Source organism: Cellvibrio sp. PSBB023 (assembly GCF_002007605.1).
Lineage (GTDB): Bacteria > Pseudomonadota > Gammaproteobacteria > Pseudomonadales > Cellvibrionaceae > Cellvibrio.
On record NZ_CP019799.1, the window covers coordinates 2,729,831 to 2,753,744 of the forward strand.

Genomic DNA, 23,914 nt, shown 5'->3' on the forward strand with positions numbered 1-23,914 from the left:
AACGATTACTTCATTCACCACACAGGCCTGCGTGATGGGGCTTAGCCCGAAAAAACGTAAAAACAATAAATACAAAAAAGCCCCATAAAGGGGCTTCTCGACTTGAATCTGCCTTATAACAAAGCAAATTCAATACTTCTTGTTATTGGCGAGAAACGGGAATCCCTCATCTCAACCTGTTTCTTGTCAAACAATCTAACAAGAAGCAAAGAATTTTGGTTGCGGGGGCTGGATTTGAACCAACGACCTTCGGGTTATGAGCCCGACGAGCTACCAAGCTGCTCCACCCCGCGACTGAAACTCACAATTGCTAACTGCTCAAGTGAGGCCGCGAATTATAGGGAGATCATCCTATGCGGTCAAGGAAAATCGTTGATAAATACCAACAAATCCCTGCATAGCTTTTTTATTGCGCGATTCGTTTAAAAAGCTCGCAATACTGCGTCGCTAGACGGTTTTATTGAGCAAACTACCTACCGTTGGGTTGGCGCCAAACACACCAATCTCCAAAAGGCGGCGATTGATATCAATATTGCGCCGGGCGGCTTCGTTAAACAGCTCAGCCCGCGCTTGACGCAAGTCCAGCTGACGCTGTTCTGTCTCAAACCATTGCTGATCCGCCTGAAGGCGACGCTCTTCTTCCGCCAGACGCGCCTTTTTAGCCTCAGCCTCTTTTTCAGCGTCAGCGCGCTGGGCGTCGGTTTGCGACGCCTCGGCAGCAGGCGAATTGGTATCTGTTTCAGCTCCCGCAGGCTGATCGGCCTCTATTGACTGCTGTTCGCGCAATTCAAGACGTGCCTGTTGCTCCATTTGTGCAGCCAGTGCAGCGACGCGAGCATCCTGTGAAGAGGGCTCCGCCGGGGCATTGGCGGCGCGGCGCAGCTGTTGTGCTTTGCGCAGGGTGGCTTCCGGATCACCGGGAATCGGGCTGGTATCAATTTGCACTTCACCACCAATGGCATAACTTACGCCATCGGGGCCGCGCTGATAGGTGTAGCTGATACCTTTGGCATATTGCCCTGCCACCGAGGCGTGGGCCTGCTCATGGGCGCGCACCTCACGGTCACGCGCAGCCAGTTCCTGAGTCTGTTCCTGCTCTGCTTTTAACTGCTCATCGCCATTCGCTGTTTTTGCCGCTGCTTCGCGTGCACCGCGCTCAAGGCGATCCCGCTCTACATCATCGTTCGGACGCTCATCGGGGAAGCGGCGATTGAGCGCACGCGCCGATTCTGCCAGTTGTTCTGTCGGGCGAAAGCTGGAGGATTTGAGATCTTCACTTTCCTGGCTAACAGGTGCACGCCCCACAGGCGCGAAGGGCGCTACGGTATTGGCGAAGTTAGACGGAATATTACTGATCACTCAGATCACCTCACTTAACCTGACACAGGCCTCAGGCCTTCACATCCAGCAATGTGCCGATGGTTTCGTCAGCCGACTTAACGACCTTGGCCGAGCTGTCAAACACCTGACTTTGAACCTTGAGATTAACCAAGGAAGATGCCAAGTCTTGCGATTGCTGATTAGCAGCAGGTGCATCAGCACGCTGGGTAGTGCCCGCTTGGGCGATTTGCTGGGCCGATTGCAGCATGGAAGACTGGCTTTTTTGCATGCCAATCAGCCCTTGGTTGACGACAGAACCTATGTCCATCCGCTTACCCTCTTGGAACTATGGATGACAGGGAAATTGAAATTTCCCCACTATTGCCATTAAGTCTACGCCAAGAGCGCACAAAAAACAGCCGAAATTGCCGCCCTAGCGGCTATTTTTAAGATGAGTTTGATGTAAAAAGCAGCGCGATATAACCGGGAATTATTCTGTAGTGACGAGGGCATCTTTTTCAATCAAACCAATGGCTTGCTGATATTCGGAGATGGCTTTTGCCTGCTCAAACACACTTTGGGCAGTGAGTTGCAGGCCGCTGCGTACCGGTAATTGGGCAGATTGAAGTGCCCTGCCACTCCAGGTATTGCAGTTACTGAACAGGCTGTAGTTACCTACCGAGCGGTAAAAACGGCCAATATCCTCCGCATAGGCAGGCAGGGGAATTAATTGCCCCTGCTCATCCAGTGCTAATGAGGCATCCAGATAGTCAATCAGGCGGCGCATCCCCTCATCGCTGATGGCGATAGGTACGCGAGTATGCGCCGGGATTTGGGTGAAGGGGGACTGCCGGTAGCTAAGCACTTGTATCGCCGAGTAGCCCGATGCGACCAGTGCCTTGGCCGCCGTCCCCATGGATTTACTTTTGCCGGTGAAGTAGTCGCCATCGCCCCAGCCGATACGCACAAATTGCTGCCCTGCTGCATCGGCTTGCAGATGTTTGCTGTAGCGTGCAAGGGTCGCTGCCTCCAACAGAATGCTGGTATGCCATTCGCGATAGATGAAGTAGATAGTGTGCTCGGTGTTGGCAATAGGTATTTTCTGTTTATTGGGCATACTGCTGCAGGCCAAGAGGAGTAGCGGCAGCATCAAACAACAAAAGACACGTAATAAACAAAGCATCATTCACACATCACGCTTGACTAAACAATTGCGCGACAGAATCAATGTGCAGTGCAGCGGCGACTGCTTCGGGCTGTGGTGAATCCAGCCAGGGCACCACCCCCAAACAGGGCGCTGGAATCCGCGCGGCGAGACTGTGAATATTGTCTTGTAGCACCGGCATTTCTGCATCCACACAATTGGCGACCCAACCGGCGAGCGGCAGACCATCGTTGCGAATAGCTTCCACCGTTAATAATGCGTGATTAATACATCCCAAGCGCGCACCCACCACCAGGATGACCGGCAAGCGCAAGATACGCGCCAGGTCAGCCAGTGTTTCACTGGGGTTTAAAGGCACCCGCCAACCACCGGCACCTTCGATAAGTGTGACATTCGCCTGATTCAAACTGCCGCGACAAAACCCGGCCAAGCGATCTGCTGATAGCGTCCGTTTTTCCTGTTGCGCAGCAATGTGGGGGGCGATGGCGGCTTCCAGTGCTATTGGATTTATCTGCTCATACACCATAGGCTCGGTGATAACCGATTGCAGCAAGAGCGCATCGGCATTGCGCAGCCCCTGTTCGGTTTTCTCACAACCTGCCGCCACCGGTTTTAACGCCGCCGTTGTCAGGCCCATATTGTTGGCCGCAACCAATAAGCCGGCGGCCACCAGTGTTTTACCCACATTGGTATCGGTACCGGTGATGAAAAATGCTTTTTTAGCCATGGGATTCTTCTGCGAAGGATTTGCATGCGGTTAGATAAATAACATCGTAACTGGCAGGCAAACCCTGTTCGGTACGATGTTGCTCATAAGCGTTTTTGAATGCTAGCAGGCGCGCACGACTGGTAAGCCCTTCGGGTTTACCGCTATTGATATTGTGCGCGCCCAGCGCCTTCAGTTCGCGGGTTAACTCGGCCAGTCGATCAAAATAAAGTACGCGGGTTTGTGTTTGCAATTTTGCCTGCACCAAGCCGCCTTGTTGCAGGGCTGCCGTTAAAGCGTCGCTGGATTGAAAACGGTTGACGTGCACATAGTCATCCACTTGTTGCCATGCATTTTTCAATTCCTGCAAGGTAGCGGGCCCGAGTGTAGCGATAAACAATTGGCCGCCAGGTTTTAGTACGCGATGGAGTTCCGCCATTAATTGCGGCAGGTTCTGACACCATTGAATCGCCAGACTGGAAAACAGCAGATCAACACTGTTATCGGCCAGTGGTAAATGCTCTGCATCGCCACACAACCACTGGATAGCATCCGGCCCGTTTTTGCGTGAAAAACGCAACATACCTTCAGCAATATCCAACCCGATTAGCTGCGCCTGGGGATAGGCGTGCATTAACCGACGGGTAAAAAATCCAGTGCCGGAACCCACATCCAACACCCGCGCATCAGCAGGTAAATGCGCGGGCAACATCAGACATAACTCTGTACCCACATCGCGCTGTAATTGCGCAACGGCATCGTAGGTTTCCGCTGCGCGGCCAAAGGATTGGGCAACCTTTTTTTTATCCAACTGCGCCGGTGTTTTTGTCTGGAAAAATGACTGCGATAAAAAATGGGTTACCGCATCAATCACCGCCTGTGGGCGACTCCAGTGGAGCGCGTGAGCCGTGTCAATGAGCAGTTCAATGTGCTGCTGCGAATTCAACGCCGTCATAGCCTGTGCGGCAGCGGCTGGCACTAGCGCATCACGCTCAGCGAGCAGGTGCAAACCCGGCATGGTTAAGCGCGCAAATACGTCGCGATTGTCCAACTGCGCGAGTAACGCCAACGCCTGCAACCAATTAGGGTTGGGCGCGCCGGTATCGACGCGGCGCAATTGTTTAAGCAAGGTGCGCTCTTGTTCATCGCCCTGCGCCAACAGCCCGGTAAATAATTTCAGTGTTGCCTGCGGGTCCTGTTCAAAACCTTGATTAAAATGGCGATTAACCCCAGGTGCCATCGCCCATGGGAAATCAACAGTTGCCACAAATTTGAGATTAGCGGCCAGTGAAATAACACCGCTGATTTTTTGCGGAAAGCGTGCCGCCAATTGCACCGCAAGCATGCCACCAAGGGACCAGCCCATCACCACCGCGTTCGATGGCAATTGCGGTTCGATGTATGCAATCACGGCATCCAATGAGTAGTCGACGAGCATTTCACTCTGGCCAAAACCGGGCAGGTCGATGCAGGTAACCCTGGCGATATTGTGTAATGCCGGCAACAGCGGCTGCCAGGTACGACTGTCGCACCCCCAGCCATGCAGCAGTACCAGATTAATCATGGGCTAGTCCCTGCATAATGTCCGCCAGCGCCATGAGTAATTGATCGACCTGCGCGATGCTGTGCTCCGCCGAAAAGGTAATACGCAAGCGTGAACTGCCTGCCGCCACAGTAGGAGGGCGAATGGCAATAATTAAAATGCCGCGCTCGGCCAATTGCTGCGAGATATGCAGTGCCTTGGCTTCATCACCAATCACAATCGGCTGAATTGGCGAGAAGGAATCCATCAATTGCAAATTCAGCGCTTGTGCGCCTGCGCGAAAATGCGCAATCAATTGTTTAAGTTGTTCGCGGCGCCAGTGCTCCGTTTGCATTAAACGCAAACTCGTGCGCGTTGCAGCAGCGACAGCGGGCGGCATAGCGGTGGTGTAAATATAGGGGCGCGCAAATTGAATCAGACTTTCGATCAGTGTTTCACTGCCCGCAATAAAGGCGCCAAAACTGCCCGCCGCTTTGCCGAGGGTGCCCATTAGAATCGGCACATCACCTTGTGTTAAACCAAAGTGCTCGCAGGTGCCCGCGCCTGTTTTTCCCAAGTAGCCAAAACCATGGGCATCGTCCACCATCAACCAGGCATTATTTTTTTGTGCGACGGCAGCGAGCTCAGGTAATGGCGCACAATCGCCATCCATGCTGAATACGCCGTCGACCACTATTAATTTTCGCGTAGCATCGGTTTTGTCCAAACGGGTTTGCAAGTTTTCCAGATCATTGTGCAAAAAACGCTGGAAGCGTGCGCCACTTAATAAACCGGCGTCGAGTAAGCTCGCGTGATTTAACCGATCTTCAAAGACGGCATCGCCCTGCGCCACCAACGCGGTAATAGCGCCCATATTGGCCATGTAACCGGTGGAAAATAACAGTGCGCGCTCACGGCCGGTAAATGCAGCCACTTCTTCTTCCAGTGCGTGATGCTCACTGGAATGCCCCGCCACCAAATGTGAGGCGCCGCTGCCGACACCAAACTTATTCGCGGCGTTTTGCAAAGCAAGAATCACATCGGGATGATTGGCTAAACCTAAATAATCGTTACTGCAAAACGCGAGGTAATTTTTTCCATCAACAACCACGTGTGGTGCTTGTGGTGACTGCAATAATTTGCGCGTGCGATACAAGTGCGCCGCGCGACGTTCAGCGAGCAGTGGAGCGAGAGTTTGATCGAGATGAGAAGACATGAGTTGAGGCACGCGTAGGGCGGGTTAGCGCAGCAACCCGCCGTATTGATCAATCAAGGAGAGACAGAAGTATTATTTGGCCGCGTTATAAAACATCGAATCCAGTGCAGCTTCTTGCAGCTTATTCACAATGGCCGCTTCCTGCTCGCTTTCATCTTCATGCACTTCGTAGGCTTCGGGTTTAATGCCGAGCTTTTTGAATAATTGCATGTCTTTATTGGCTTCCGGGTTGGGCGTGGTCAGCAATTTTTCGCCGTAGAAAATCGAGTTGGCGCCAGCGAGGAATGCCATGGCCTGAGTTTGTTCATTCATCTGCTCGCGACCGGCTGACAGGCGCACGTGGGATTTGGGCATAAGAATGCGCGCCACAGCGATGGTGCGAATAAAGTCGAGCGGGTCCAGATCTGCTTCATTTTCCAAGGGGGTGCCACCGACTTTCACCAGCATATTAATTGGCACTGATTCGGGGTGATCCGCCATGTTTGCCAACTGTTGCAACAAACCTGCGCGATCGCTGGCCTCTTCACCCATACCGACGATACCGCCACAGCAGACTTTCATACCGGCTTTGCGCACATTGGCGAGGGTTTCCAAGCGATCCTGATAGGTGCGGGTAGTGATGATTTCGCCGTAGTATTCGGGCGAGGTATCCAGATTGTGGTTGTAATAGTCGAGACCGGCATCAGCCAGTTCTTGCGCCTGGGTTTCGTCGAGCATCCCCAAGGTCATACAGGTTTCCAGACCCAACTCTTTAACGCCTTTCACCATGGTGGTGACGTAGGGCATATCTTTGTTCTTAGGCGAACGCCAGGCAGCCCCCATGCAGAAACGGGTCGCGCCGGAGGCTTTGGCCGCTTTGGCTTCCTCAATGACCTTTTCCACTGCCATCAGTTTTTCGCGCTCAAGGCCAGTATCGTAACGGGCCGACTGCGGGCAATAAGCGCAGTCTTCCGGGCAGGCGCCGGTTTTAATTGAGCAGAGAGTGCTGACTTGCACTTCGTTAGGGTTGAAGTAAGCGCGATGCACACTTTGCGCCTGGAACATCAGGTCGCTAAACGGCAGGTCAAACAGGGCGAGGATTTCAGCGCGAGTCCAGTCGTGGCGAAGGGTGGGAGCAAAGCTGGCATTCATACAATGGCGTCCATAGGTTCAGGAAACAGATAATCGCATCTTAACCGAGAGGCAAAAGCTGTCAACCGAAAAAAAATTTTTGGTTTACTACTTTCTTTGACAAAGCCTCCGCGGCTATCGACAATAACTGCACAAGGAGCAACTACCATCACCACACAATAAGGATTATGTATGTGGCACCGACTCAATCAAGCCCTCCATCGACTGCTACCCCAGCCCTGCCTCTTGTGCGGCCAAGCCAATAGCCACGGCCTGTGCAGCGAATGTGAGCGATCACTACCACGACTGGATCAATACCCCTGGCGCTGCACACAATGTAGTATTCCACTCGCTAGCGATGCACCTCTGTGCGGCCATTGTGTACGCCAGTCGCCTGCATTTACGACCTGCGTCATTCCCTATAGCTATAGCCATCCGCTCGACTTTTTGATCCATCAATTCAAATACCGACGGCAATTGGCCAGCGGTAAGCAGCTTGCGCGTTTGCTGCTACAGCACTGCCAACAGGCCGAGCGGCCGGATCTGGTCGTACCTGTACCCATGCACTGGCGCAAACGCTGGCAACGCGGATTTAATCAAAGTGAACTGCTGGCCGCCCCTATCGCCCGGAGCTTGGGCTTGCCACTGGTTAATGCCTTGCGGCGCCAGCAGCATGGCCATTCACAAAAAGGCCTGAGCCGACGTGAACGTTTGGGCAATTTGCGCCGCGCCTTTAGCATTGCCGCCAAATACCGGCCGCTAGTGCACGGTGCCCATGTGGCACTGGTGGATGATGTAGTTACCACCACAGCAACGGCGCGCTGCCTGAGTGACCTGCTCATCAAAGCAGGCGCAGCGCGGGTGGATATTTGGGCTTTGGCGCGCACACCGGATCGCTAAAGCGGCGGCAAAGTGAACCCGCGAGCAGAGTGCAGCGTAAATCCTTGGGGATATGTAACGCAACAATAAATCCTGCCTCTTATTTCTATCGGGGGCGATAAATTGCCGCTACTATTCAGGAATTGCGTTGTCATTGATTAACACCGCGTTCGCTATTACCTCATGCGACCAATTGAAGCATCACCATTGGCCGATAACTTTAAGGACTTTCATGAATATTCCGCACCGCCTGCTAGCCTGCGCCCTGTCGTTGGTTGGCTGCATCAGTTTCCCTGTGCTGGCGCAGTTGTCAGCCAATCCCCCCATCGATAGCGCACCCACAGCAGCATCCGCAGTGTCCCAGCCGTCATCGACGGCACAGCAGTTATACGCTTCGGCACAACAGGATCTGCTGCAATTGCGTGTTCTGCTCAAAAATGGCAACAGCCAATCGTCCGTCGGTTCGGGGTTTTTAATTGGCACCTCTAATTTGGTGGTGACCAATTTCCATGTGGTCTCCCAGATCGCTCTGGAACCAGACACCTATTTTGGCGAATACAAAGATACCCAAGGGAAAAGCGGTGCCATCGAACTGCTCGCGGTGGATGTATTGCACGATCTGGCGATAGTGCGCATTGCGCGCCAAGGTACCGGTTTCTTTACCGTGCCTCACACTCTGGGTGACGCGCAACAACCCGCGTTGGAATCCTTAAGCCAGGGCGAGAAACTTTACTCCCTGGGCAACCCGCTGGATTTGGGCTTTACCATTTCTGAAGGGACTTATAACGGCATCAGCGCGCGCGGCTTTTCCGATCAACTCATGTTTACCGGCCCGGTAAACCCGGGCATGAGTGGTGGCCCCAATGTCACGGCCGATGGTCAGGTTGCTGGCGTGAATGTTGCCCATCGCCGCGATGGCGAACTGGTCAGCTTTCTGGTGCCTGCGATTTACGTGCAGCAATTGCTGGCGCGAGTCAGCAGCGATATGACGCCACCTACCGACTTCAAACCGATTATTGGAGAACAGTTGCTGCAACATCAGGCGGTGATGGTAGATACCCTGCTCGACAAGCCCTTTAGCATCAAGCAACTCGGCCCCTATGCGGTGCCGGTGCGTGAATCCGATCAGGTGCGCTGCTGGGGCAACTCCGACAGCTCATCCAAAAAGGCCTATACCGTCGCCAGTATTAATTGCTCCATGGAAGCGGCGATTTTTGTCTCCGGCGATTTACAAACCGGCCATGTGACCATGCGCCACCAGTATGCGCGCAACCGCAAACTCAACAGCCTGCAATTTGCCCAATTGACCAGCAAGATGTTTGGCAGCCAGGTCTACAGCACCGCCAAAAGTGACACGATTACGCCTGCCGCCTGCACCGAGAGTTTTGTAGCGCACAATGCCATCTCACTGCGCGCACTGGTGTGCGCCGAGGCCTATCACAAATTCAAAGACCTCTACGACTTTACCCTGATTACCGCCAGTACCGATGACAGCCAGATGAGTTTGCAAAGCATGATTAATATTCAGGGCGTGTCCTATGCCAATGGCACTCGCCTGATCGAGCAGTTTCTTCAGGGGATAGATCGTCGCACCGGGCAGGACAAGCCCGCCGCCAGTAACGACGGGGAGGCGGCACAATGAACCACTTAGTGTTTGTTGAACAACTGACTCCCGATGGCGAAGTCATTCATCGCCACAAACTGACCCAATTGCCGATTCGCATTGGCCGTGCCTATGACAATGACATCATTCTCGATGACCCTCACACGGCCGCGCATCACGCCAGGATTGAACACAACCAACTGGATGAGCTGATCATCAGCGATCTGGACAGTTTTAACGGCATCACTCGCGCCAATAGCCGTCAGGGCTTTTTTGTGGTGGATGGCGATGCTATCTATCGCCTGGGGCACACCCGCTTGCGTATTCGCACGCCGGATTACCAGGTCGCCGCCGAACAAACCGATTTCACCAATCACCGTTGGGAAGGTGTGCTGCCCGCCCTTGCCGGGTTGGTGCTACTGGTGACCATGGGCTTACTGACCACCTGGCTGAGCGATTTGAATCAGGGCACCCTGAGCAAATACCTGCTGGAATTGGTGAGCGTTGTGGGCTTTGCCTTGGGCTGGAGCGGTTTCTGGGCGGTCTTTAGCAAGCTCTTTAATGGTCAGGCGCGCTTTGGTCGCCATCTCTTTATTGTCAGCCTCGGCCTGACCGGGCTGGAGCTGTGGGACTACCTCAGCAGCATGCTCGCCTACGCCTTTAGCTGGGAAACGCTGGCACATTTCACTGTGCACCCGCTGATTTTCATCAGCGCCACAACGCTTTACTTCCACATGCGCACAGCGGGTAATAAGCGCCCGGGGCGGTTGAAACTGTACCTGCTGGCACTGGCATTGGTCGGCTCTGGCATCTCCATGACCAAACAATACCAAGCCACCAATCACTTGGGCGATGCCCTGTACCTCAGTCAACTCTATCCGCCTGCACTGCGTATTAGCAGCGATATCAGCCTTGGAGAATTTATGGCGGATATCAACGCGCTACAAACACAAGTGGACGGCAACCGCAAAGACACGACCGATAAAGATGAGACTGTCACCACAAGCAGCAGTGTGGCCACATCCAGTGCTGGCGCCAGTATCGACGCCAACAGTTCCAGCCAACCATGATGTTTTACAGGAGATAACCATGATCAAGAAGGCTTTATTGCATACCGCGCTGGGAATCGCCGGCAGCCTGTTTATCAGCACCGCTATGGCCGCGGATTTCCAATTATCCAGTCCTAGCATCAAGCCAAATTCCACCCTCACGGCGGATCAAGTGTTTAACGGCTTTGGTTGTACCGGCAAGAATATTTCACCCGAACTGGTATGGAGCAATGCACCCGCAGGCACCAAAAGTTTTGCCCTGACCGTTTACGACCCCGATGCCCCGACGGGTTCAGGCTGGTGGCATTGGGTGGCCTACAACATTCCCGCCAGCACCACTAAAATTGCCGCCGGTGCCGGTACAGTGGATGGCAAAAACCTGCCCGCAGGCACCGAACAGGGCCGCACTGATTTTGGCAGCACTGGTTTTGGTGGCGCCTGCCCGCCAGTGGGCGATAAACCCCATCGCTATATATTCACCCTGCACGCGCTCAGCACCGACAAGCTGGAAATCCCCGAAGGTGCCACGGCGGCACTTGTCGGTTATATGATTAACGCCAATCGCATTGGTCAAACCAGCTTTACCGCTTACTACGGCCGCTAATCCCGCAATAACGCAGAGAAACGCCGGTGCTTTATGGTGCACCGGCGTTAAGTCGTTGGACAGCATGGCAGCACGCGCCTAAAATGCGCGCCTTTCTCAACTCCCTCCATTTGCAGGTAAATCCCATGGGCAATAAAACCGCTCTCTACGCCACCCATCAAGCCATGGGCGGTAAATTGGTGGACTTTGGCGGCTGGGACATGCCGCTGCACTACGGTTCGCAAATCGAAGAGCATCACAAGGTGCGTCAAACAGCAGGCATGTTTGATGTGTCGCACATGACGGTGGTCGATGTCACCGGCAGCCAAGCCAAGGCCTATCTGCAATATTTGCTTGCCAATGATGTCGCCAAACTTGATGGCCACCAGGGCAAAGCGCTCTACAGCGGCATGCTCAACCACGAGGGTGGCGTGATCGATGACCTGATCGTATACAACATGGGGGATTGGTATCGCGTTGTCGTGAATTGCAGTACACGCGAAAAAGATCTGGCCTGGATGAATAGCGTCGCCGCTGATTTTACTGTCACCATTACCGAACGCCCCGAGTTAGCGATGATCGCCGTACAGGGCCCGGATGCGATTCGCATTGCGTCATCCCTGGTAAGCAGTGAACATGCAGCGCTGATTGCCAGCCTGACGGTTTTCCAGGGCCTGCCCGCTGGCGGCTGGTTTATTGGCCGCACCGGTTATACCGGTGAAGACGGTTTGGAAATCATGCTGCCCAACACCGAGGCTCCCGCCTTCTGGCAAGCACTGGCCGATGCAGGCGTCGCCCCTTGTGGTTTGGGTGCACGCGATACCCTGCGCCTTGAAGCGGGCATGAATCTCTACGGCCATGAAATGGATGAAACCGTGTCACCCCTGGCAGCCAATATGGGCTGGACCATTGCATGGCAACCAACAAGCCGCAACTTTATTGGTCGCGCGGTATTGGAAGCGCAAAAAGCAGCCGGGAATAGCCACAAACTGGTTGGACTGGTACTGCGCGAACGCGGCGTATTGCGCGCCGAGCAGTTGGTCACAGTCGACGGCTGCGACGAAAAAGGCGTAATTACCAGTGGCACATTTTCACCCAGCTTGGGCTATTCTATTGCTCTGGCACGCGTGCCCGCTGCTATCGGCAGCCACTGCCAGGTAGACATGCGCGGCAAGCAAGTAACCGTTGAAGTGGTCGCCCCTAATTTTGTGCGTCACGGCAAGGCGCTACTCTGAGATAGTCATTCGCAATACCGGTTTGAAACAAAGCAGCATCGACACTAACATCGAACAACGTTAAAAAATTTTCACAGGAATACAACCATGAGCGATATTCGCAAAGAACTGAAATACCTTAGCAGCCACGAATGGGCCCGCGTTGAAGAGGACGGCACAGTGACAATCGGTATTACCGATCACGCTCAGGACGCCTTGGGGGATGTGGTTTATGTGGAAACCCCGGAAGTGGGCTCACGCGTCGCCATCGGTGAAGAAGCGGGTGTTGTGGAGTCGGTAAAAGCCGCTTCCGACATTTATTCACTGGTCTCCGGCGAAGTGGTTGCAGTAAACGAAGCACTGCAAGACGCGCCAGAAACCGTCAACAGCTCACCTTATGACGACGGCTGGTTCTTCCGCGTTAAGCCTGATGATTTGGCGGAACTGGACGAAGCACTGGATGCAGCGGAATACCGCGAGCTGATCGAAAGCGAAGACTAAGCCAAGGCTCTCTCGCCAAACGATCCATAAAAAACGCGGCTCTCTCGCCGCGTTTTTTATTTGCCCATTATGGGCGGCTAACCGGTCAGCTCATCACAAGGCCGATTTGATTTCCGCCTGGATAGTTTTGACATCCCGCGGCCAGGGGCCTGCATCGCGCTGACCTGCCGGTAAACGACTGATCGCCTGACGCGCCTCGGCAGAACTGGAAAAACGCCCGGTGATCACCACAAACCAATCCTTACCCTGACGTTTACTTTTAAACATCAAGAGTTCGGATTTATTGGGCTGTGCAGCCATGTAGTCCAGCGCCGCCTTACGATTACTCACCCCCAACAGTTGTACCGTGTACTCCGCTGCCGACCACGCCAATATGTTGCGCTCCTGCGGGCTGGCAGTTGTCGCCAGTGGTTTTTTCTCCGTCGTCACCGCAGGTTTGGGCGCCGCCTCAACCACCACGGGCTTGGGTGTCTCAACCGGCTGAACAGCAGTTGTCGGTTGCGCTGTAGCCGTCACTGATGAACTGGCCTGCGCATCCGGTTTTTTCACTGGCGTTGTTGGTAATTGCGCCAGCGGCACTACCTCTTCACGCGCAAACTCACTGGTCTGTTGCGCAGTAGCCATTTGCGCTGTGGAGGTATTCTGAGCAGCCTGCTGTGCCTGAGCTTGTGCGGCTATCTGATTAGGCTGCTGGGGCTGAGGCAGGGTCTGCAACAATGGCTGCACCGGAGTACTTGTCGAGGTCAACTCCAAAGCACTGCTACTCACCGCTTGATTCGCGACTGGCGCAAGGGCTGGCACTACAGCAACAGCAGGCTTGGGTTTATCATCATCACCCATATACAGAAACACCACACCCACCACCGCGATGAGCAGTGAAATGGCAATAATGTGTGCTACTGGCAGTGCACGCTTCTGGAATACGCTTTTTGGCGTTACCGATTCCAGCAGTCGCTCCTGCGCGCACTCGTGCAGTATGCCCAGCTGCCCTTGGGCTTGACGCCACCAAGGATCGACAACTGACTCGGTAAAGATTTCCGGCCCGAGGTAATCCGCCATTTCCATGCGAAAGTTGAGATAATCCACGGCTTCGGCAAGCCCGAAGGGTTGCAAATAAAAATCATTGATCAGCAGTGTTTCCGGGCTGGCACGTTCAAGCCGGCGCATGAACGACGGCTCCGCAAACAAGGCCAAATGCAGGCGATTTTGCTGGGGGAAGTTATTGAGCAGTGCGGAGAGCACGGTGAGGGTTTGATCATCCAGCAATTGGGCGTTATCTACCACCACAACCGCCAAACCCTCTTCGTCAACCAACGCCTCTTCCGCAATAAACGCTTCAATCGCCGTCAACAGGTTTTCGGCCGACGGCAAGGGGCCGGCATTGATACCAAAGGTCTGCACAATCGCCGTTAACACCTGTTCAAGGCTTTGGCTTGACTGCAAACTCAAAAAACAGATTTGATCCTGATCGGACAAAGAGTCCATAAAAGCGTGTGCAGTGCGGGTTTTGCCTACACCCGCGTCGCCCAATACCACCAGCACACTATTACTGAATTGACACAGGTGTAATAACTGATCAAGCAGTTGACGCCGTCCCGCACCGGTAAACAGTGGAAACGAATAATCTTGTGCAAAGGGATCTTCCGACAAACCATAACGCTGGCGATAATCCGCCAACAATTGTTCATCCGCAGCGGTATCCGGCAGATCAAACAAATAACCTTGTTGCCCCGCAGGTTGGTCAAGCAGGCGGCTATCGGGTTGGGCTCGCAAAGGAGAGTCTCCAGTCATCTTCAAAACCTCTCACGACGCCAATTATGTATCTGCTTTGCAGGCATCAAACGTCTGCTGCAACATTGCCAAATCAATTTCACTGGTAGTAATGGCTTTGCCCATGGCCTCCAGCAACACCAAACGCAAACGACCATCGAGCACTTTTTTATCGACGCCCATTAGCTCCATAAACTGTGCAGGCGTCATATCCGCTGGCGCCTTGGTTGGCAGGTTCGCGCGTGTTAATAAATCGAGCGTTCGCTGTAGTTCTTCAGCGCTAATGGCGCCGCGTCGCCAGGACAGATCAGCCGCCATCGCCATACCAGCGCCCACAGCTTCACCATGCAACCAATTGCCATAACCTTGCGCCGTCTCTATCGCATGACCAAAGGTATGACCCAAGTTTAAGATTGCACGTAAACCACCTTCGCGCTCATCTTGGGCCACAACATCGGCCTTATTTTCACATGACCGCTGTACGGCATAACTCAAAGCAGGCACATCACCGCGCATCAACGCATCAATATTATTTTCCAGCCACACAAAAAAATCATAATCGGCAATCAAGCCATATTTGATAATTTCGGCAATACCGGCAGAGAGTTCGCGCGGAGGCAAACTGGCCAACAACGAAATATCAGCCAAAACACATTGTGGCTGATAAAAAGCCCCAATCATATTTTTGCCAAGCGGATGATTCACGCCGGTTTTACCGCCGACAGAGGAGTCGACCATTGACAACAGGGTTGTGGGTATTTGAATAAAATCAACGCCGCGCTGATAACACGCAGCAGCAAAGCCGGTCATATCACCCACAACACCGCCACCCAGGGCAATTAATGTTGTGGTGCGATTATGTCGCTCGCTCAGCAGCGTATCGAAGATACTGGCCCACACATCCAACGTTTTGTGGCTTTCGCCATCAGGTAATATCACACGGCTCACCTGATAGGCTGACAGCGACTCACAGAGCTTATCCAGATAAAGGGGAGCAACCCTTTCATTGGTTACCACACACACCTGACGTCCACGAATATGCTTTGTCAGTAGCTCCGGCTGCGACAACAATGCTTCACCGATATAAATCGGGTAGCTGCGATCATCCAAATTAACGGTTAAAACCTGCATAAAACTCGCCTTGGGCAAAACAATAAAGAGGCTTGCACTTTATCACAAAGCATTGCGTAAAATAAAAAAGGGGCCTAAGCCCCTTGTACGAGAGATGCAATTTCCTGGGCGACCGTTTTAGGCGAGCGACGGTCGGTATTCACGATAAAATCAGCGGCATCCCTGTACATGGGATCGCGCAACGCGAGTAGGTCAATAATTTTTTGGCGTGGATTTTCCACTTGTAAAAGAGGTCGCTTTTTATCACGGGCAGTACGCTCAACCAACTGATCGATAGAGGCAGTCAAATAACATACAAAACCTGACTGTTTCATAAGCTGGCGATTGTAATCCCGCAATACAATTCCACCTCCCGTAGCAATCACTGCATGTTGCTCTCCGGCAAGCTCCTGAAGCACTGCCGTTTCACGCTCGCGAAACCCCTCTTCGCCTTCCATATCAAATATCCATGGAATATCGGCGCCGGTACGTTCTTCAATCACACGATCGCTATCGCGAAAGCTCAAATTAAGCTCGGCCGCCAAAAGGCGGCCGATGGTCGATTTACCGGCCCCCATGGGGCCGATCAGAAACACATTTGTTTTTTGCATTAGTTTGACAAGGTATCCGACATCAGCTTTGGAGTAACAAAAATCAATAGCTCGGTTTTAAATTGATTATCGATAGTTTTCTTAAACAGGCGCCCCAAGTAGGGAATATCACCTAATACCGGAACCTTGTTTTCGCCCTTGGTACCTTCCAAGGAGAAAACACCACCCAGAACAACCGTTTGCCCATTATTTACCAGCACCTTGGTTTCCAATCGAGTGATGTCAACAGTAGGGACACCGGAAGGTGTATTTTGCCCAATAGAGTCTTTCCAAACAATCAAATCCATAATGATGCGATTATCAGGTGTAATCTGTGGAGTCACTTCCAACTTCAGCACCGCCTCACGGAATCCCGTTGTTGTACCACCACTAGGCGCTGTTTCCTGATAACCAATTTCCTTACCCGTTTTAATAATGGCCAATTGTTTATCACTGGTGATAACTTTGGGTTGCGACACAATTTCCGCATAACCTGAGTTTTCCAGCGCGCTCAACTCCAAATCCAGATAGGTGTTGTCGGTCAATATTCCAATGGCAGCGCTGGCGTATGGATTTGCAACAGCCAAATCAACAACGTTAGCCTCATTCAAATCAAATGATTTACCCTCCGCAGGATCGGAGACAAACCAATCACGTGGACTGGTACCGCCGGTATCATCAAGCCCATCTCGTGAACCAGCGAAGTCGATGATACGCTCACCTCTCTTTTCATTGTAACCAATCCCACCCCAGCGAACGCCCAACTCACGCTGGAAGTCTGTATTAGCAATAACAACTCTTGCCTCAATCATCACCTGACGAATTGGAATATCAATTTGGTCGACCAAACGCTTAAAGGCTTCTATGCGTTCGGCAGTATCAGTGATAATAATCGAGTTGGTGCGCTCATCCACAACACCTTGTCCACGCTCCGACAAAACACTGCCTGTTGATTGGTTGCCCCCTCTGCCGCCGCCAGTTCCACCTGAACCACTCCCACCAGAGTCGCCACGAAACAGCTCAAACATTTCTTTTGCATTAGCGTAGCGCACACGAATGTATTCCGTACGCAAAGGCGCCAATTCTTCCAGTTGCTTTTTGGTGGTAATTTCCTGGCGTTCACGTTCGGCTATCTCAGCTGCAGGCGCAACCATCAATACATTTCCGACCTGACGCTTATCCAGCCCCTTGTTTTTCAATACCATTTCCAAGGCTTGATCCCAAGGTACATTTTGTAAGCGCAATGTAATGCGACCCTGAACTGTATCACTGGCAACCAGGTTTAAGTCGGTAAAATCAGCAATGATTTGCAGCACCGCACGAACTTCAATATCCTGAAAATCAAGAGACAGTTTTTCACCGGTATATTCAAAATCTTTCTTCTTCTCCAGTTTTTCTTGCTCGGTTAATGGCTTGATACTGACAACATATTCTTTGTCTGTTTGATAAGCCAAATAATCAAAATCGCCGCCCGCAGAAATATTCAGGACCGAGCTTTCACCTTCCTGAGCTGCACTAACCAAGGATACTGGTGTGGCAAAATCAACCACGTCCAAACGACGACGCAGCTCTGGCGGGAGCCACACATCTTTAAATGTTAAACGAACACCCGCCCCCGTTCCCACCATATCGGCAGATACCTTGGGGTTGGACAAAGAAACAATAATGCGCCCCTCGCCTGCTGTACCGCGGCGGAAATCAACATTGGTAATCCTATTTTGATTTGCAACAGGATCATCTTTTATTCCGGCTTTTTGCGCAACTTCAACAGACGGGCGAATCGCCTGTTTCGCATCTGCCGCCTTAGCGGCACCAACCTCGACAATAAAATTATTGCCATCTGTACGAGTCGTATACGAAGCCAATGCATTGAGATTCAAAATTAATCGCGTACGTCCTTCACTGGTCAAGACCATTGCGCTTTGCCCATTATCTACCGCCAACGGGAAACGACGCTCTTTGAGGGCACTGATCGCATCGGGAAAATCGAGCACTATGCGCGCTGGCTTCTCAATGGTATATCCCTGTGGATTTTGTGGTGGTGAGTCAAATGCCATACGAACTTCGAAGCGCTCGCCAGGTAATTGAAAAAAACCTATATCGGTTAATGTATTTGCTAATGACAAGGGAGCAATCAGCACACCAGTCAAGACCAGTAAAAATTTACGCATATTCAACCCCGGAGTGAATAGAGCACGCATGTCCGCTTATTCCTTCTCTTCTAATTTAATAATTCTGGGACGTTCAACCCAACCATTTGACCCATCACCGACGATTTCCATAACCTCGATCTGCGATGGACTAGTTGTAATAATCTTGCCGTGATTCAATCCGAGATAATTACCAACAGTGACCGGCACGACATCGCGCTCTCCATTATCAATCAGAGCCCACAACTTCCCAGCCTTTTCTATAGTACCTACCATTTTGAGCGCGGTAACATTGAAGCGCTCTAGAAACTCTTTCTCTCTATTAAAGTCAGGCACAACTGTCCTGCCGCCTTTCGCCGCCGTTTCGTCTACCGGTATTGGTTTTTCAAACGGACTGCGCAGGGTCATTGCACTATAAGCAAATGGCTGATAGGGGCTAAATGTTGGTAGCGGCTCAATTTGTCCTTTTGGTCTTCGCTTCGCCTCTTCCATAAAGTCCGTCAAATCCTGATGGGAAGATTGTCCACAGCCAGCTAGCAAAAGAGCACTTAATAACGGGGCAGTTAGCAGCAAAGGCTTTTTCATTTAGTAGCCTCCTGCGATTTGTAGCGATAGGTTTTTGCCACAATTTTCATGTTCAGGGTTTTACTTTCCTTAGATGAACTAATAGAAAAATCATGCAAAGTAACAATACGAGGCATTCCAGCGACACCACTGACAAATCCACCCATATCGTGGTATCCGCCATCAACACTAATATCGATTGGAACTTCAATATAATATTCAGCCACAACATCAGGTTTAAAGTTAATATTGATATTAGTTAACCCGCTCTCACCAGCACGAGTACCAACATCTTCTAATAAACCCGGAACCTCAGTTTTTGCAGGCAATCGCGAAAGCAGAGAATCAAAAGTTACCTTCATTTCCTCCATCTGCGCCTTATAGGCATCAAGATTTGCTGCTTCAAAACTACGCCGCTCAAATGTAGTTTTCAGTGTTGCTTCCTGAGCGACAACAGAATCAAGCTGCATATGAAGATCGCTGATTTTTAAATAATAAGTGCCAGCGAAAATCAGACATGCGAGCAGTAAACATACAAATACTTTTGCAGGCCAAGGCCAAACCCCCGCCTTATCAAAGTCGATATTATTAACATCGAATTCTTTAAGTTGTTCCAGTGTTTCCTGAAATGACATTATTTGGCGCCTCCCGCTGACTGGGCGTTTTCGGCAAGAGGATCAACTGGTGCAGATGTCTCCACTGTCATCTTGAAGATGCTCGCATCATCACCTTCGCTCGGTGCTGCATCAACCGAAATCAAATTATGTGACGCATACCAATCAGACGCCTCGAGGTTTCGCAGAAAACTAGCAATACGGTTGTATGATTCAGCAACACCCTCAATAGTAACAATCTTGTCCTTACGCTCTATTTTGGTCAGCCACACTCCATCAGGAATAGCCCTTGCCATCTCATCAAAATAGCGAACAATAACGGGACGCGTGCCTTCAAGATCAGTAATGACTTTTATCCGCGCTAAAAGGTCATCGCGAACTTTTTTGATCTCGCTGATTTCTTTGACTTGCGCATCCAACTTGGCAATTTCACGCTGCAATAATTGATTACGAGCATTTTGATTTTCTATTGCCGACTGTACGCTGGATACCCAGAAATAAGCCCCCAACAAAGCAACCACAACTACAGCAACGATAATGCCGATGAATTCCCGTTTCTTCTCTTCGCGATAAACCTGACGCCAAGGCAATAAGTTAATTTTGGCCATTAGTCAAAACTCCTCATTGCCAATCCGGTGACAATCATCAACGCGGGGGCATCATTAGCAAGAGAAACAGCATTCACTCTGGAGGAGACAGACATTCTGGCAAAGGGGTTAGCAACTACGGTCTGTGTGCCCAGTTTTTCTTCGATCAATCCGACCAACCCCTCTAAAGAAGCAACACCACCAGCAAGGATGATGTAGTCAACATCGTTGTACTGGCTTGCAGAGAAAAAGAATTGGAGTGAACGGGTTACCTGCTGAACTACCGCATCTTTGAAAGGCGCCAGGACCTCCATTTCATAATCATCAGGGAGCCCACCTTGTTTTTTGGCGAGACCGGCTTCTTCACGTGATAGACCGTAACGGCGCTGGATCTCTTCGGTCAGTTGGCGCCCACCAAATAGCTGCTCGCGGGTGTACACCGTTTTGCCATCGACTAACACGCTGAGTGTTGTCATGGTTGCACCTATATCGATAATCGCTACGACCTGCCCTTCCTGATCCTCCAACTGTTCAGCAATAAGCTCGAAAGCGCGCTCCATACAGTAAGCTTCAATATCGATTTTCTCAGCGATAAGGTCTGCATCGTTCAGAACCTGTTGGCGCACATCGACGTTTTCACGGCGGCAAGCAGCCAACAGCACTTCAACCTGGTCAGGATTGCGAGGAGAGATGCCCTGAACTTCAAAGTCGAGCATGACCTCTTCAAGAGGGAAGGGAATATATTGATCGGCCTCGGCCGCAATTTGGCTTTCCATCGCATCGTCATTCAAATCCATGGGCATATCAATCATTTTGGTGATGACTGCCGACCCGGCAACGGCAACGGCCGCGTGCTTGAGTTTGGTTTTGGACTGTTTGACCATTGAGCGAATGACCTCGGCCACAGCGGCCGGGTCTGCAATGTTTTTCTCCACCACTGCATTAGGGGGAAGCGCTTTTACGGTATAGGACTCTACGCGATAGCGGTCGCCTACGCGATTGAGTTCAAGCAATTTAACCGAGGTTGAGCTGATATCCAGACCAATCACCGGCTTTGCCTTCTTTTCTAGGAAACTTAAAATGCCCATTTTTCTATCTATATCCGTAACTTAGACGTTGTTTATGTTATAGCACTTTAACTTAAGCCTGCAACAAACCGATGAATATGTAAACAGGCAAAAAGCCCGTATAATGCCCGCCACCTACAGCGGCTTCGCTAACTCATTAATTCACATAGAAAAAATGTTCAGTAAAAAATCCTTCTTTGGCATTATTTTTTGGCTGTTACTGGCCGGTACTAGCGTTACTTTGGTGACACTTACCGGACTCTATCTCTATCTAAGCCCCAAGCTACCGCCGGTAGAGACGTTGCGCGAAATCAAATTACAGACGCCACTGCGTGTTTATTCAAGTGACGGCAAACTTATCGGTGAATTCGGAGAGCAGCGTCGCACTCCGCTGACCTACGATCAGATCCCTCCTCTCTATATAAAAGCTCTCCTCTCCGCAGAAGATGCAGAGTTCTTCGAGCATCATGGAGTTTCTCTAAAAGGCATGTTGCGCGCCGCTTCACAAATTCTGAAATCCGGCGCCATTCAATCGGGAGGAAGTACAATTACTCAACAGTTGGCGCGTGATTTCTTTCTCACTCGCAAACAAGTCTTCTCACGCAAGTTTAACGAAATCCTCTTATCCCTTGAAATTGAAAGGAAATTCACTAAAGAGGAAATCCTGGAACTGTTCAACAATAAGATGTTCTTCGGCAACCGCGCCTACGGCCTCCAATCGGCAGCGCAGATCTATTATGGCAAGGATGTGAAAGAGCTGAGCATCGCCCAATACGCCATGATTGTCGGTGTACTCAAGGCGCCTTCTGCTTATAACCCGCTGGCGAATTTGAAGCGCGCCATGATCCGCCGCGACTGGATTATCGGGCGCATGTACGAGCTGGGCCATATTGACCGCCAAACTTACGAGGCGGCGATTAACGAACCCAATACTGCCAGCTATCACGGCACCACACTGGATGTTCAAGCACCTTATATTTCCGAGATGGCGCGCCAGGAAGTGTTGGATCGTTTTGGCGACAAAGCCTACAGCGAAGGCTATAAGGTCTATACCAGCGTCGATAGCGCCATGCAGGCAACAGCCCAAGCCGCTGTACTCAAGGGTTTGCTGGGCTATGACCAGCGCCATGGCTATCGCGGCCCCGAGCGACGCCTGAAACCATCGGAAGAAGCCGACTTAACCGATTGGCTGGATGAATTGCAGACCATTTCCAGTCTTGGCGGACAAGAGCCTGCAGCCGTTGTAAAGGTGACCGAAAAAGCGGTCCGTGTATTGATGGGCAATGGTGAACTGATCGATCTGGATTGGGATCAGGGCTTATCCAATGTTCGTCCCTATATCACTGAGGACAGCCGCGGACCAGCCTACACCAAAGCCACAGATTTCCTTAAAACCGGCGATGTCATTCGCATCACAAAAGACGATGACGATCAATGGAACTTTAGTCAGGTTCCGGCGATTCAAGCGACGCTGGTATCACTTGATCCAATGGATGGCGCCATTCGCTCGCTGGTGGGCGGTTTTGATTTCAATCAGAGCCATTACAACCGCGCCACCCAAGGCATGCGCCAACCGGGCTCAAGCTTCAAGCCATTTCTTTATACCGCTGCACTGGAAAATGGCTTTACACCTGCGTCTATTATCAATGACGCTCCTATTGTTATTGAAAACACCAGCACTGGTGTGGCTTGGCGCCCGGAGAATGATGACGGCAAATTTGTTGGTCCAATGCGTCTGCGCCAAGCACTCTATCGCTCGCGCAACCTGGTATCCATTCGTTTACTGCGCAGCATTGGCATGCAAACCGCACTCGACAGTTTTGCTCGCTTTGGCTTCAACGCCAAAGAGTTCCCGCGCGACCTGACGTTGGCCCTGGGTACACCGGCCCTTACCCCGATGCAAATAGCAACCGCTTATGCCACCTTTGCCAACGGCGGGTTCAAAATTGATCCCTATCTGGTGACTCGCATAGAAGATGATAAAGGCCGGGTTGTGTATGAAGCCAAACCCAAACGTGTCTGCAAGGAATGCGATAGCAAACAAGTCAGCTATGCAGCCGATGGCTCCGAGCTGCCCGCCATGCCCAGCATGAACAGTAGTGAGCGCGCGCCGCGTATCGTGGATGCACGCATCGCCTATCTGATGGATTCCATGCTGCGCGATGTGGTTGATAAGGGCACCGCCAGACTGGCCAAACAATTGGGACGCAGGGATTTGGCAGGGAAAACCGGCACCACCAATGGGCCTCGGGATACCTGGTTCTCAGGCTACAATCCCAATATTGTTACTACCGTGTGGGTTGGGTTTGACCAAAATACCCTGCTGGGCAAACGCGAGTTCGGTAGCTCGGCAGCGCTGCCGATCTGGATTGATTTTATGCGCACAGCACTGGAAGGTGTACCCGATCACTTGCCTCGTCAACCAGAAGGCATAGTGACGGTGCGAATCAATCCAGACACCGGCAAACCCGCAATGCCAGGTGATCCTGATGCTATTTTTGAGGTATTCCTCGGCGAGGACACCGCCCGCACATCGGCGGCAGGCAATGAAAGCACTGAGCAGGTTACCCTGCCAGAAGAGTTGTTCTAAAACG

Annotated in this window: 22 protein-coding genes and 1 tRNA gene; 7 read left to right on the top strand and 16 right to left on the bottom strand. The window is 51.7% G+C overall.

Annotated features, from left to right (window positions below; all coding sequences use genetic code 11):
- Positions 1-216: 216 nt before the first annotated feature.
- The 8 genes from B0D95_RS11885 to bioB form a co-directional block, all read right to left on the bottom strand.
- Positions 217-293, bottom strand: a tRNA-Met gene (locus B0D95_RS11885).
- Positions 294-447: 154 nt separating this feature from the next.
- Positions 448-1,359 (bottom strand): putative metalloprotease CJM1_0395 family protein, encoded by a 912-nt coding sequence (locus tag B0D95_RS11890; RefSeq protein ID WP_078044086.1) that lies wholly within the window; start codon positions 1,357-1,359, stop codon positions 448-450.
- Between the two features lie 31 nt (positions 1,360-1,390).
- A complete protein-coding gene (locus B0D95_RS11895) occupies positions 1,391-1,648 on the bottom strand; it encodes a hypothetical protein (protein ID WP_078044087.1) in 258 nt (85 codons plus the stop codon).
- A gap of 162 nt (positions 1,649-1,810) precedes the next feature.
- Positions 1,811-2,437 (bottom strand): DUF2459 domain-containing protein, encoded by a 627-nt coding sequence (locus tag B0D95_RS11900; RefSeq protein WP_078045741.1) that lies wholly within the window; start codon positions 2,435-2,437, stop codon positions 1,811-1,813.
- A 76-nt stretch (positions 2,438-2,513) separates the two neighbouring features.
- On the bottom strand, positions 2,514-3,212 hold the full coding sequence (bioD, locus tag B0D95_RS11905) for a dethiobiotin synthase (protein WP_078044088.1): 699 nt from the start codon (positions 3,210-3,212) through the stop codon (positions 2,514-2,516).
- Positions 3,205-4,755 (bottom strand): malonyl-ACP O-methyltransferase BioC, encoded by a 1,551-nt coding sequence (gene bioC, locus B0D95_RS11910; RefSeq protein WP_078044089.1) that lies wholly within the window; start codon positions 4,753-4,755, stop codon positions 3,205-3,207. Before bioC ends, bioD begins: the two co-directional genes overlap by 8 nt.
- The gene (bioF, locus tag B0D95_RS11915) at positions 4,748-5,929 is read right to left on the bottom strand and encodes an 8-amino-7-oxononanoate synthase (protein WP_078044090.1); all 1,182 of its coding nucleotides are present in this window, start codon (positions 5,927-5,929) and stop codon (positions 4,748-4,750) included. The genes bioC and bioF overlap by 8 nt, the downstream gene beginning before the upstream one ends.
- A gap of 72 nt (positions 5,930-6,001) precedes the next feature.
- Positions 6,002-7,060 carry a biotin synthase BioB gene (gene bioB / locus B0D95_RS11920; protein ID WP_078044091.1) on the bottom strand — a complete coding sequence of 353 codons (1,059 nt, stop codon included), beginning with the start codon at positions 7,058-7,060 and terminating at the stop codon, positions 6,002-6,004.
- A gap of 171 nt (positions 7,061-7,231) precedes the next feature.
- On the opposite strand from bioB, the gene B0D95_RS11925 reads away from it, so the two are divergent.
- The 6 genes from B0D95_RS11925 to gcvH all read left to right on the top strand — a co-directional run bounded on the left by B0D95_RS11925 (position 7,232) and on the right by gcvH (position 12,868).
- Positions 7,232-7,939 carry a ComF family protein gene (locus B0D95_RS11925; RefSeq protein ID WP_246841593.1) on the top strand — a complete coding sequence of 236 codons (708 nt, stop codon included), beginning with the start codon at positions 7,232-7,234 and terminating at the stop codon, positions 7,937-7,939.
- A gap of 211 nt (positions 7,940-8,150) precedes the next feature.
- Entirely contained in the window at positions 8,151-9,560 is a 1,410-nt protein-coding gene (locus tag B0D95_RS11930) for a serine protease (RefSeq protein WP_078044092.1), read from the top strand.
- Positions 9,557-10,591: an FHA domain-containing protein gene (locus B0D95_RS11935; RefSeq protein WP_078044093.1), complete on the top strand. Its 1,035-nt coding sequence runs from the start codon at positions 9,557-9,559 to the stop codon at positions 10,589-10,591. Before B0D95_RS11930 ends, B0D95_RS11935 begins: the two co-directional genes overlap by 4 nt.
- Positions 10,592-10,610: 19 nt before the next feature.
- Positions 10,611-11,174 (top strand): YbhB/YbcL family Raf kinase inhibitor-like protein, encoded by a 564-nt coding sequence (locus B0D95_RS11940; protein WP_078044094.1) that lies wholly within the window; start codon positions 10,611-10,613, stop codon positions 11,172-11,174.
- A 125-nt stretch (positions 11,175-11,299) separates the two neighbouring features.
- Positions 11,300-12,388, top strand: coding sequence for a glycine cleavage system aminomethyltransferase GcvT (gcvT, locus tag B0D95_RS11945; RefSeq protein WP_078044095.1), 1,089 nt, complete (start codon positions 11,300-11,302; stop codon positions 12,386-12,388).
- 87 nt (positions 12,389-12,475) lie between these two features.
- Positions 12,476-12,868, top strand: a complete 393-nt coding sequence (gene gcvH / locus B0D95_RS11950) for a glycine cleavage system protein GcvH (protein WP_078044096.1) — start codon at positions 12,476-12,478, stop codon at positions 12,866-12,868.
- Between the two features lie 93 nt (positions 12,869-12,961).
- Here the strand turns inward: gcvH and B0D95_RS11955 are convergent, their stop codons facing one another.
- The 8 genes from B0D95_RS11955 to B0D95_RS11990 all read right to left on the bottom strand — a co-directional run bounded on the left by B0D95_RS11955 (position 12,962) and on the right by B0D95_RS11990 (position 21,341).
- The gene (locus B0D95_RS11955) at positions 12,962-14,659 is read right to left on the bottom strand and encodes an AAA family ATPase (RefSeq protein ID WP_078044097.1); all 1,698 of its coding nucleotides are present in this window, start codon (positions 14,657-14,659) and stop codon (positions 12,962-12,964) included.
- 24 nt (positions 14,660-14,683) lie between these two features.
- The gene (gene aroB, locus B0D95_RS11960; RefSeq protein ID WP_078044098.1) at positions 14,684-15,769 is read right to left on the bottom strand and encodes a 3-dehydroquinate synthase; all 1,086 of its coding nucleotides are present in this window, start codon (positions 15,767-15,769) and stop codon (positions 14,684-14,686) included.
- A 74-nt stretch (positions 15,770-15,843) separates the two neighbouring features.
- Positions 15,844-16,359 (bottom strand): shikimate kinase AroK, encoded by a 516-nt coding sequence (gene aroK / locus B0D95_RS11965; protein ID WP_078044099.1) that lies wholly within the window; start codon positions 16,357-16,359, stop codon positions 15,844-15,846.
- Complete coding sequence (gene pilQ, locus B0D95_RS11970) at positions 16,359-18,539, bottom strand: type IV pilus secretin PilQ (protein WP_371451897.1); 2,181 nt, start codon at positions 18,537-18,539, stop codon at positions 16,359-16,361. The genes aroK and pilQ overlap by 1 nt, the downstream gene beginning before the upstream one ends.
- A 6-nt stretch (positions 18,540-18,545) precedes the next feature.
- Entirely contained in the window at positions 18,546-19,073 is a 528-nt protein-coding gene (locus B0D95_RS11975; RefSeq protein WP_078044100.1) for a pilus assembly protein PilP, read from the bottom strand.
- Entirely contained in the window at positions 19,070-19,687 is a 618-nt protein-coding gene (locus tag B0D95_RS11980) for a type 4a pilus biogenesis protein PilO (RefSeq protein WP_078044101.1), read from the bottom strand. Before B0D95_RS11980 ends, B0D95_RS11975 begins: the two co-directional genes overlap by 4 nt.
- The gene (locus tag B0D95_RS11985) at positions 19,687-20,274 is read right to left on the bottom strand and encodes a PilN domain-containing protein (RefSeq protein ID WP_078044102.1); all 588 of its coding nucleotides are present in this window, start codon (positions 20,272-20,274) and stop codon (positions 19,687-19,689) included. Before B0D95_RS11985 ends, B0D95_RS11980 begins: the two co-directional genes overlap by 1 nt.
- The gene (locus tag B0D95_RS11990) at positions 20,274-21,341 is read right to left on the bottom strand and encodes a pilus assembly protein PilM (RefSeq protein WP_078044103.1); all 1,068 of its coding nucleotides are present in this window, start codon (positions 21,339-21,341) and stop codon (positions 20,274-20,276) included. Before B0D95_RS11990 ends, B0D95_RS11985 begins: the two co-directional genes overlap by 1 nt.
- A 103-nt stretch (positions 21,342-21,444) precedes the next feature.
- Here B0D95_RS11990 and B0D95_RS11995 point away from each other — a divergent pair, with 103 nt between their 5' ends.
- Complete coding sequence (locus tag B0D95_RS11995) at positions 21,445-23,910, top strand: penicillin-binding protein 1A (protein WP_078044104.1); 2,466 nt, start codon at positions 21,445-21,447, stop codon at positions 23,908-23,910.
- Positions 23,911-23,914 lie beyond the last annotated feature (4 nt).

Excerpts from the sequence above, each read along its gene's own strand:
- B0D95_RS11925 (WP_246841593.1), top strand. The coding sequence starts at position 7,232 with ATGTGGCACCGACTCAATCAAGCCCTCCATCGACTGCTACCCCAGCCC.
- bioF (WP_078044090.1), bottom strand. The coding sequence starts at position 5,929 with ATGTCTTCTCATCTCGATCAAACTCTCGCTCCACTGCTCGCTGAACGT.
- bioD (WP_078044088.1), bottom strand. The coding sequence starts at position 3,212 with ATGGCTAAAAAAGCATTTTTCATCACCGGTACCGATACCAATGTGGGT.
- aroK (WP_078044099.1), bottom strand. The coding sequence starts at position 16,359 with ATGCAAAAAACAAATGTGTTTCTGATCGGCCCCATGGGGGCCGGTAAA.
- B0D95_RS11955 (WP_078044097.1), bottom strand. The coding sequence starts at position 14,659 with ATGACTGGAGACTCTCCTTTGCGAGCCCAACCCGATAGCCGCCTGCTT.
- B0D95_RS11900 (WP_078045741.1), bottom strand. The coding sequence starts at position 2,437 with ATGCCCAATAAACAGAAAATACCTATTGCCAACACCGAGCACACTATC.
- B0D95_RS11975 (WP_078044100.1), bottom strand. The coding sequence starts at position 19,073 with ATGAAAAAGCCTTTGCTGCTAACTGCCCCGTTATTAAGTGCTCTTTTG.
- B0D95_RS11985 (WP_078044102.1), bottom strand. The coding sequence starts at position 20,274 with ATGGCCAAAATTAACTTATTGCCTTGGCGTCAGGTTTATCGCGAAGAG.
- gcvH (WP_078044096.1), top strand. The coding sequence starts at position 12,476 with ATGAGCGATATTCGCAAAGAACTGAAATACCTTAGCAGCCACGAATGG.
- B0D95_RS11930 (WP_078044092.1), top strand. The coding sequence starts at position 8,151 with ATGAATATTCCGCACCGCCTGCTAGCCTGCGCCCTGTCGTTGGTTGGC.
- aroB (WP_078044098.1), bottom strand. The coding sequence starts at position 15,769 with ATGCAGGTTTTAACCGTTAATTTGGATGATCGCAGCTACCCGATTTAT.
- B0D95_RS11940 (WP_078044094.1), top strand. The coding sequence starts at position 10,611 with ATGATCAAGAAGGCTTTATTGCATACCGCGCTGGGAATCGCCGGCAGC.
- B0D95_RS11995 (WP_078044104.1), top strand. The coding sequence starts at position 21,445 with ATGCCCGCCACCTACAGCGGCTTCGCTAACTCATTAATTCACATAGAA.
- B0D95_RS11895 (WP_078044087.1), bottom strand. The coding sequence starts at position 1,648 with ATGGACATAGGTTCTGTCGTCAACCAAGGGCTGATTGGCATGCAAAAA.
- B0D95_RS11935 (WP_078044093.1), top strand. The coding sequence starts at position 9,557 with ATGAACCACTTAGTGTTTGTTGAACAACTGACTCCCGATGGCGAAGTC.
- gcvT (WP_078044095.1), top strand. The coding sequence starts at position 11,300 with ATGGGCAATAAAACCGCTCTCTACGCCACCCATCAAGCCATGGGCGGT.
- bioB (WP_078044091.1), bottom strand. The coding sequence starts at position 7,060 with ATGAATGCCAGCTTTGCTCCCACCCTTCGCCACGACTGGACTCGCGCT.
- B0D95_RS11990 (WP_078044103.1), bottom strand. The coding sequence starts at position 21,341 with ATGGGCATTTTAAGTTTCCTAGAAAAGAAGGCAAAGCCGGTGATTGGT.
- pilQ (WP_371451897.1), bottom strand. The coding sequence starts at position 18,539 with ATGCGTGCTCTATTCACTCCGGGGTTGAATATGCGTAAATTTTTACTG.
- bioC (WP_078044089.1), bottom strand. The coding sequence starts at position 4,755 with ATGATTAATCTGGTACTGCTGCATGGCTGGGGGTGCGACAGTCGTACC.
- B0D95_RS11980 (WP_078044101.1), bottom strand. The coding sequence starts at position 19,687 with ATGTCATTTCAGGAAACACTGGAACAACTTAAAGAATTCGATGTTAAT.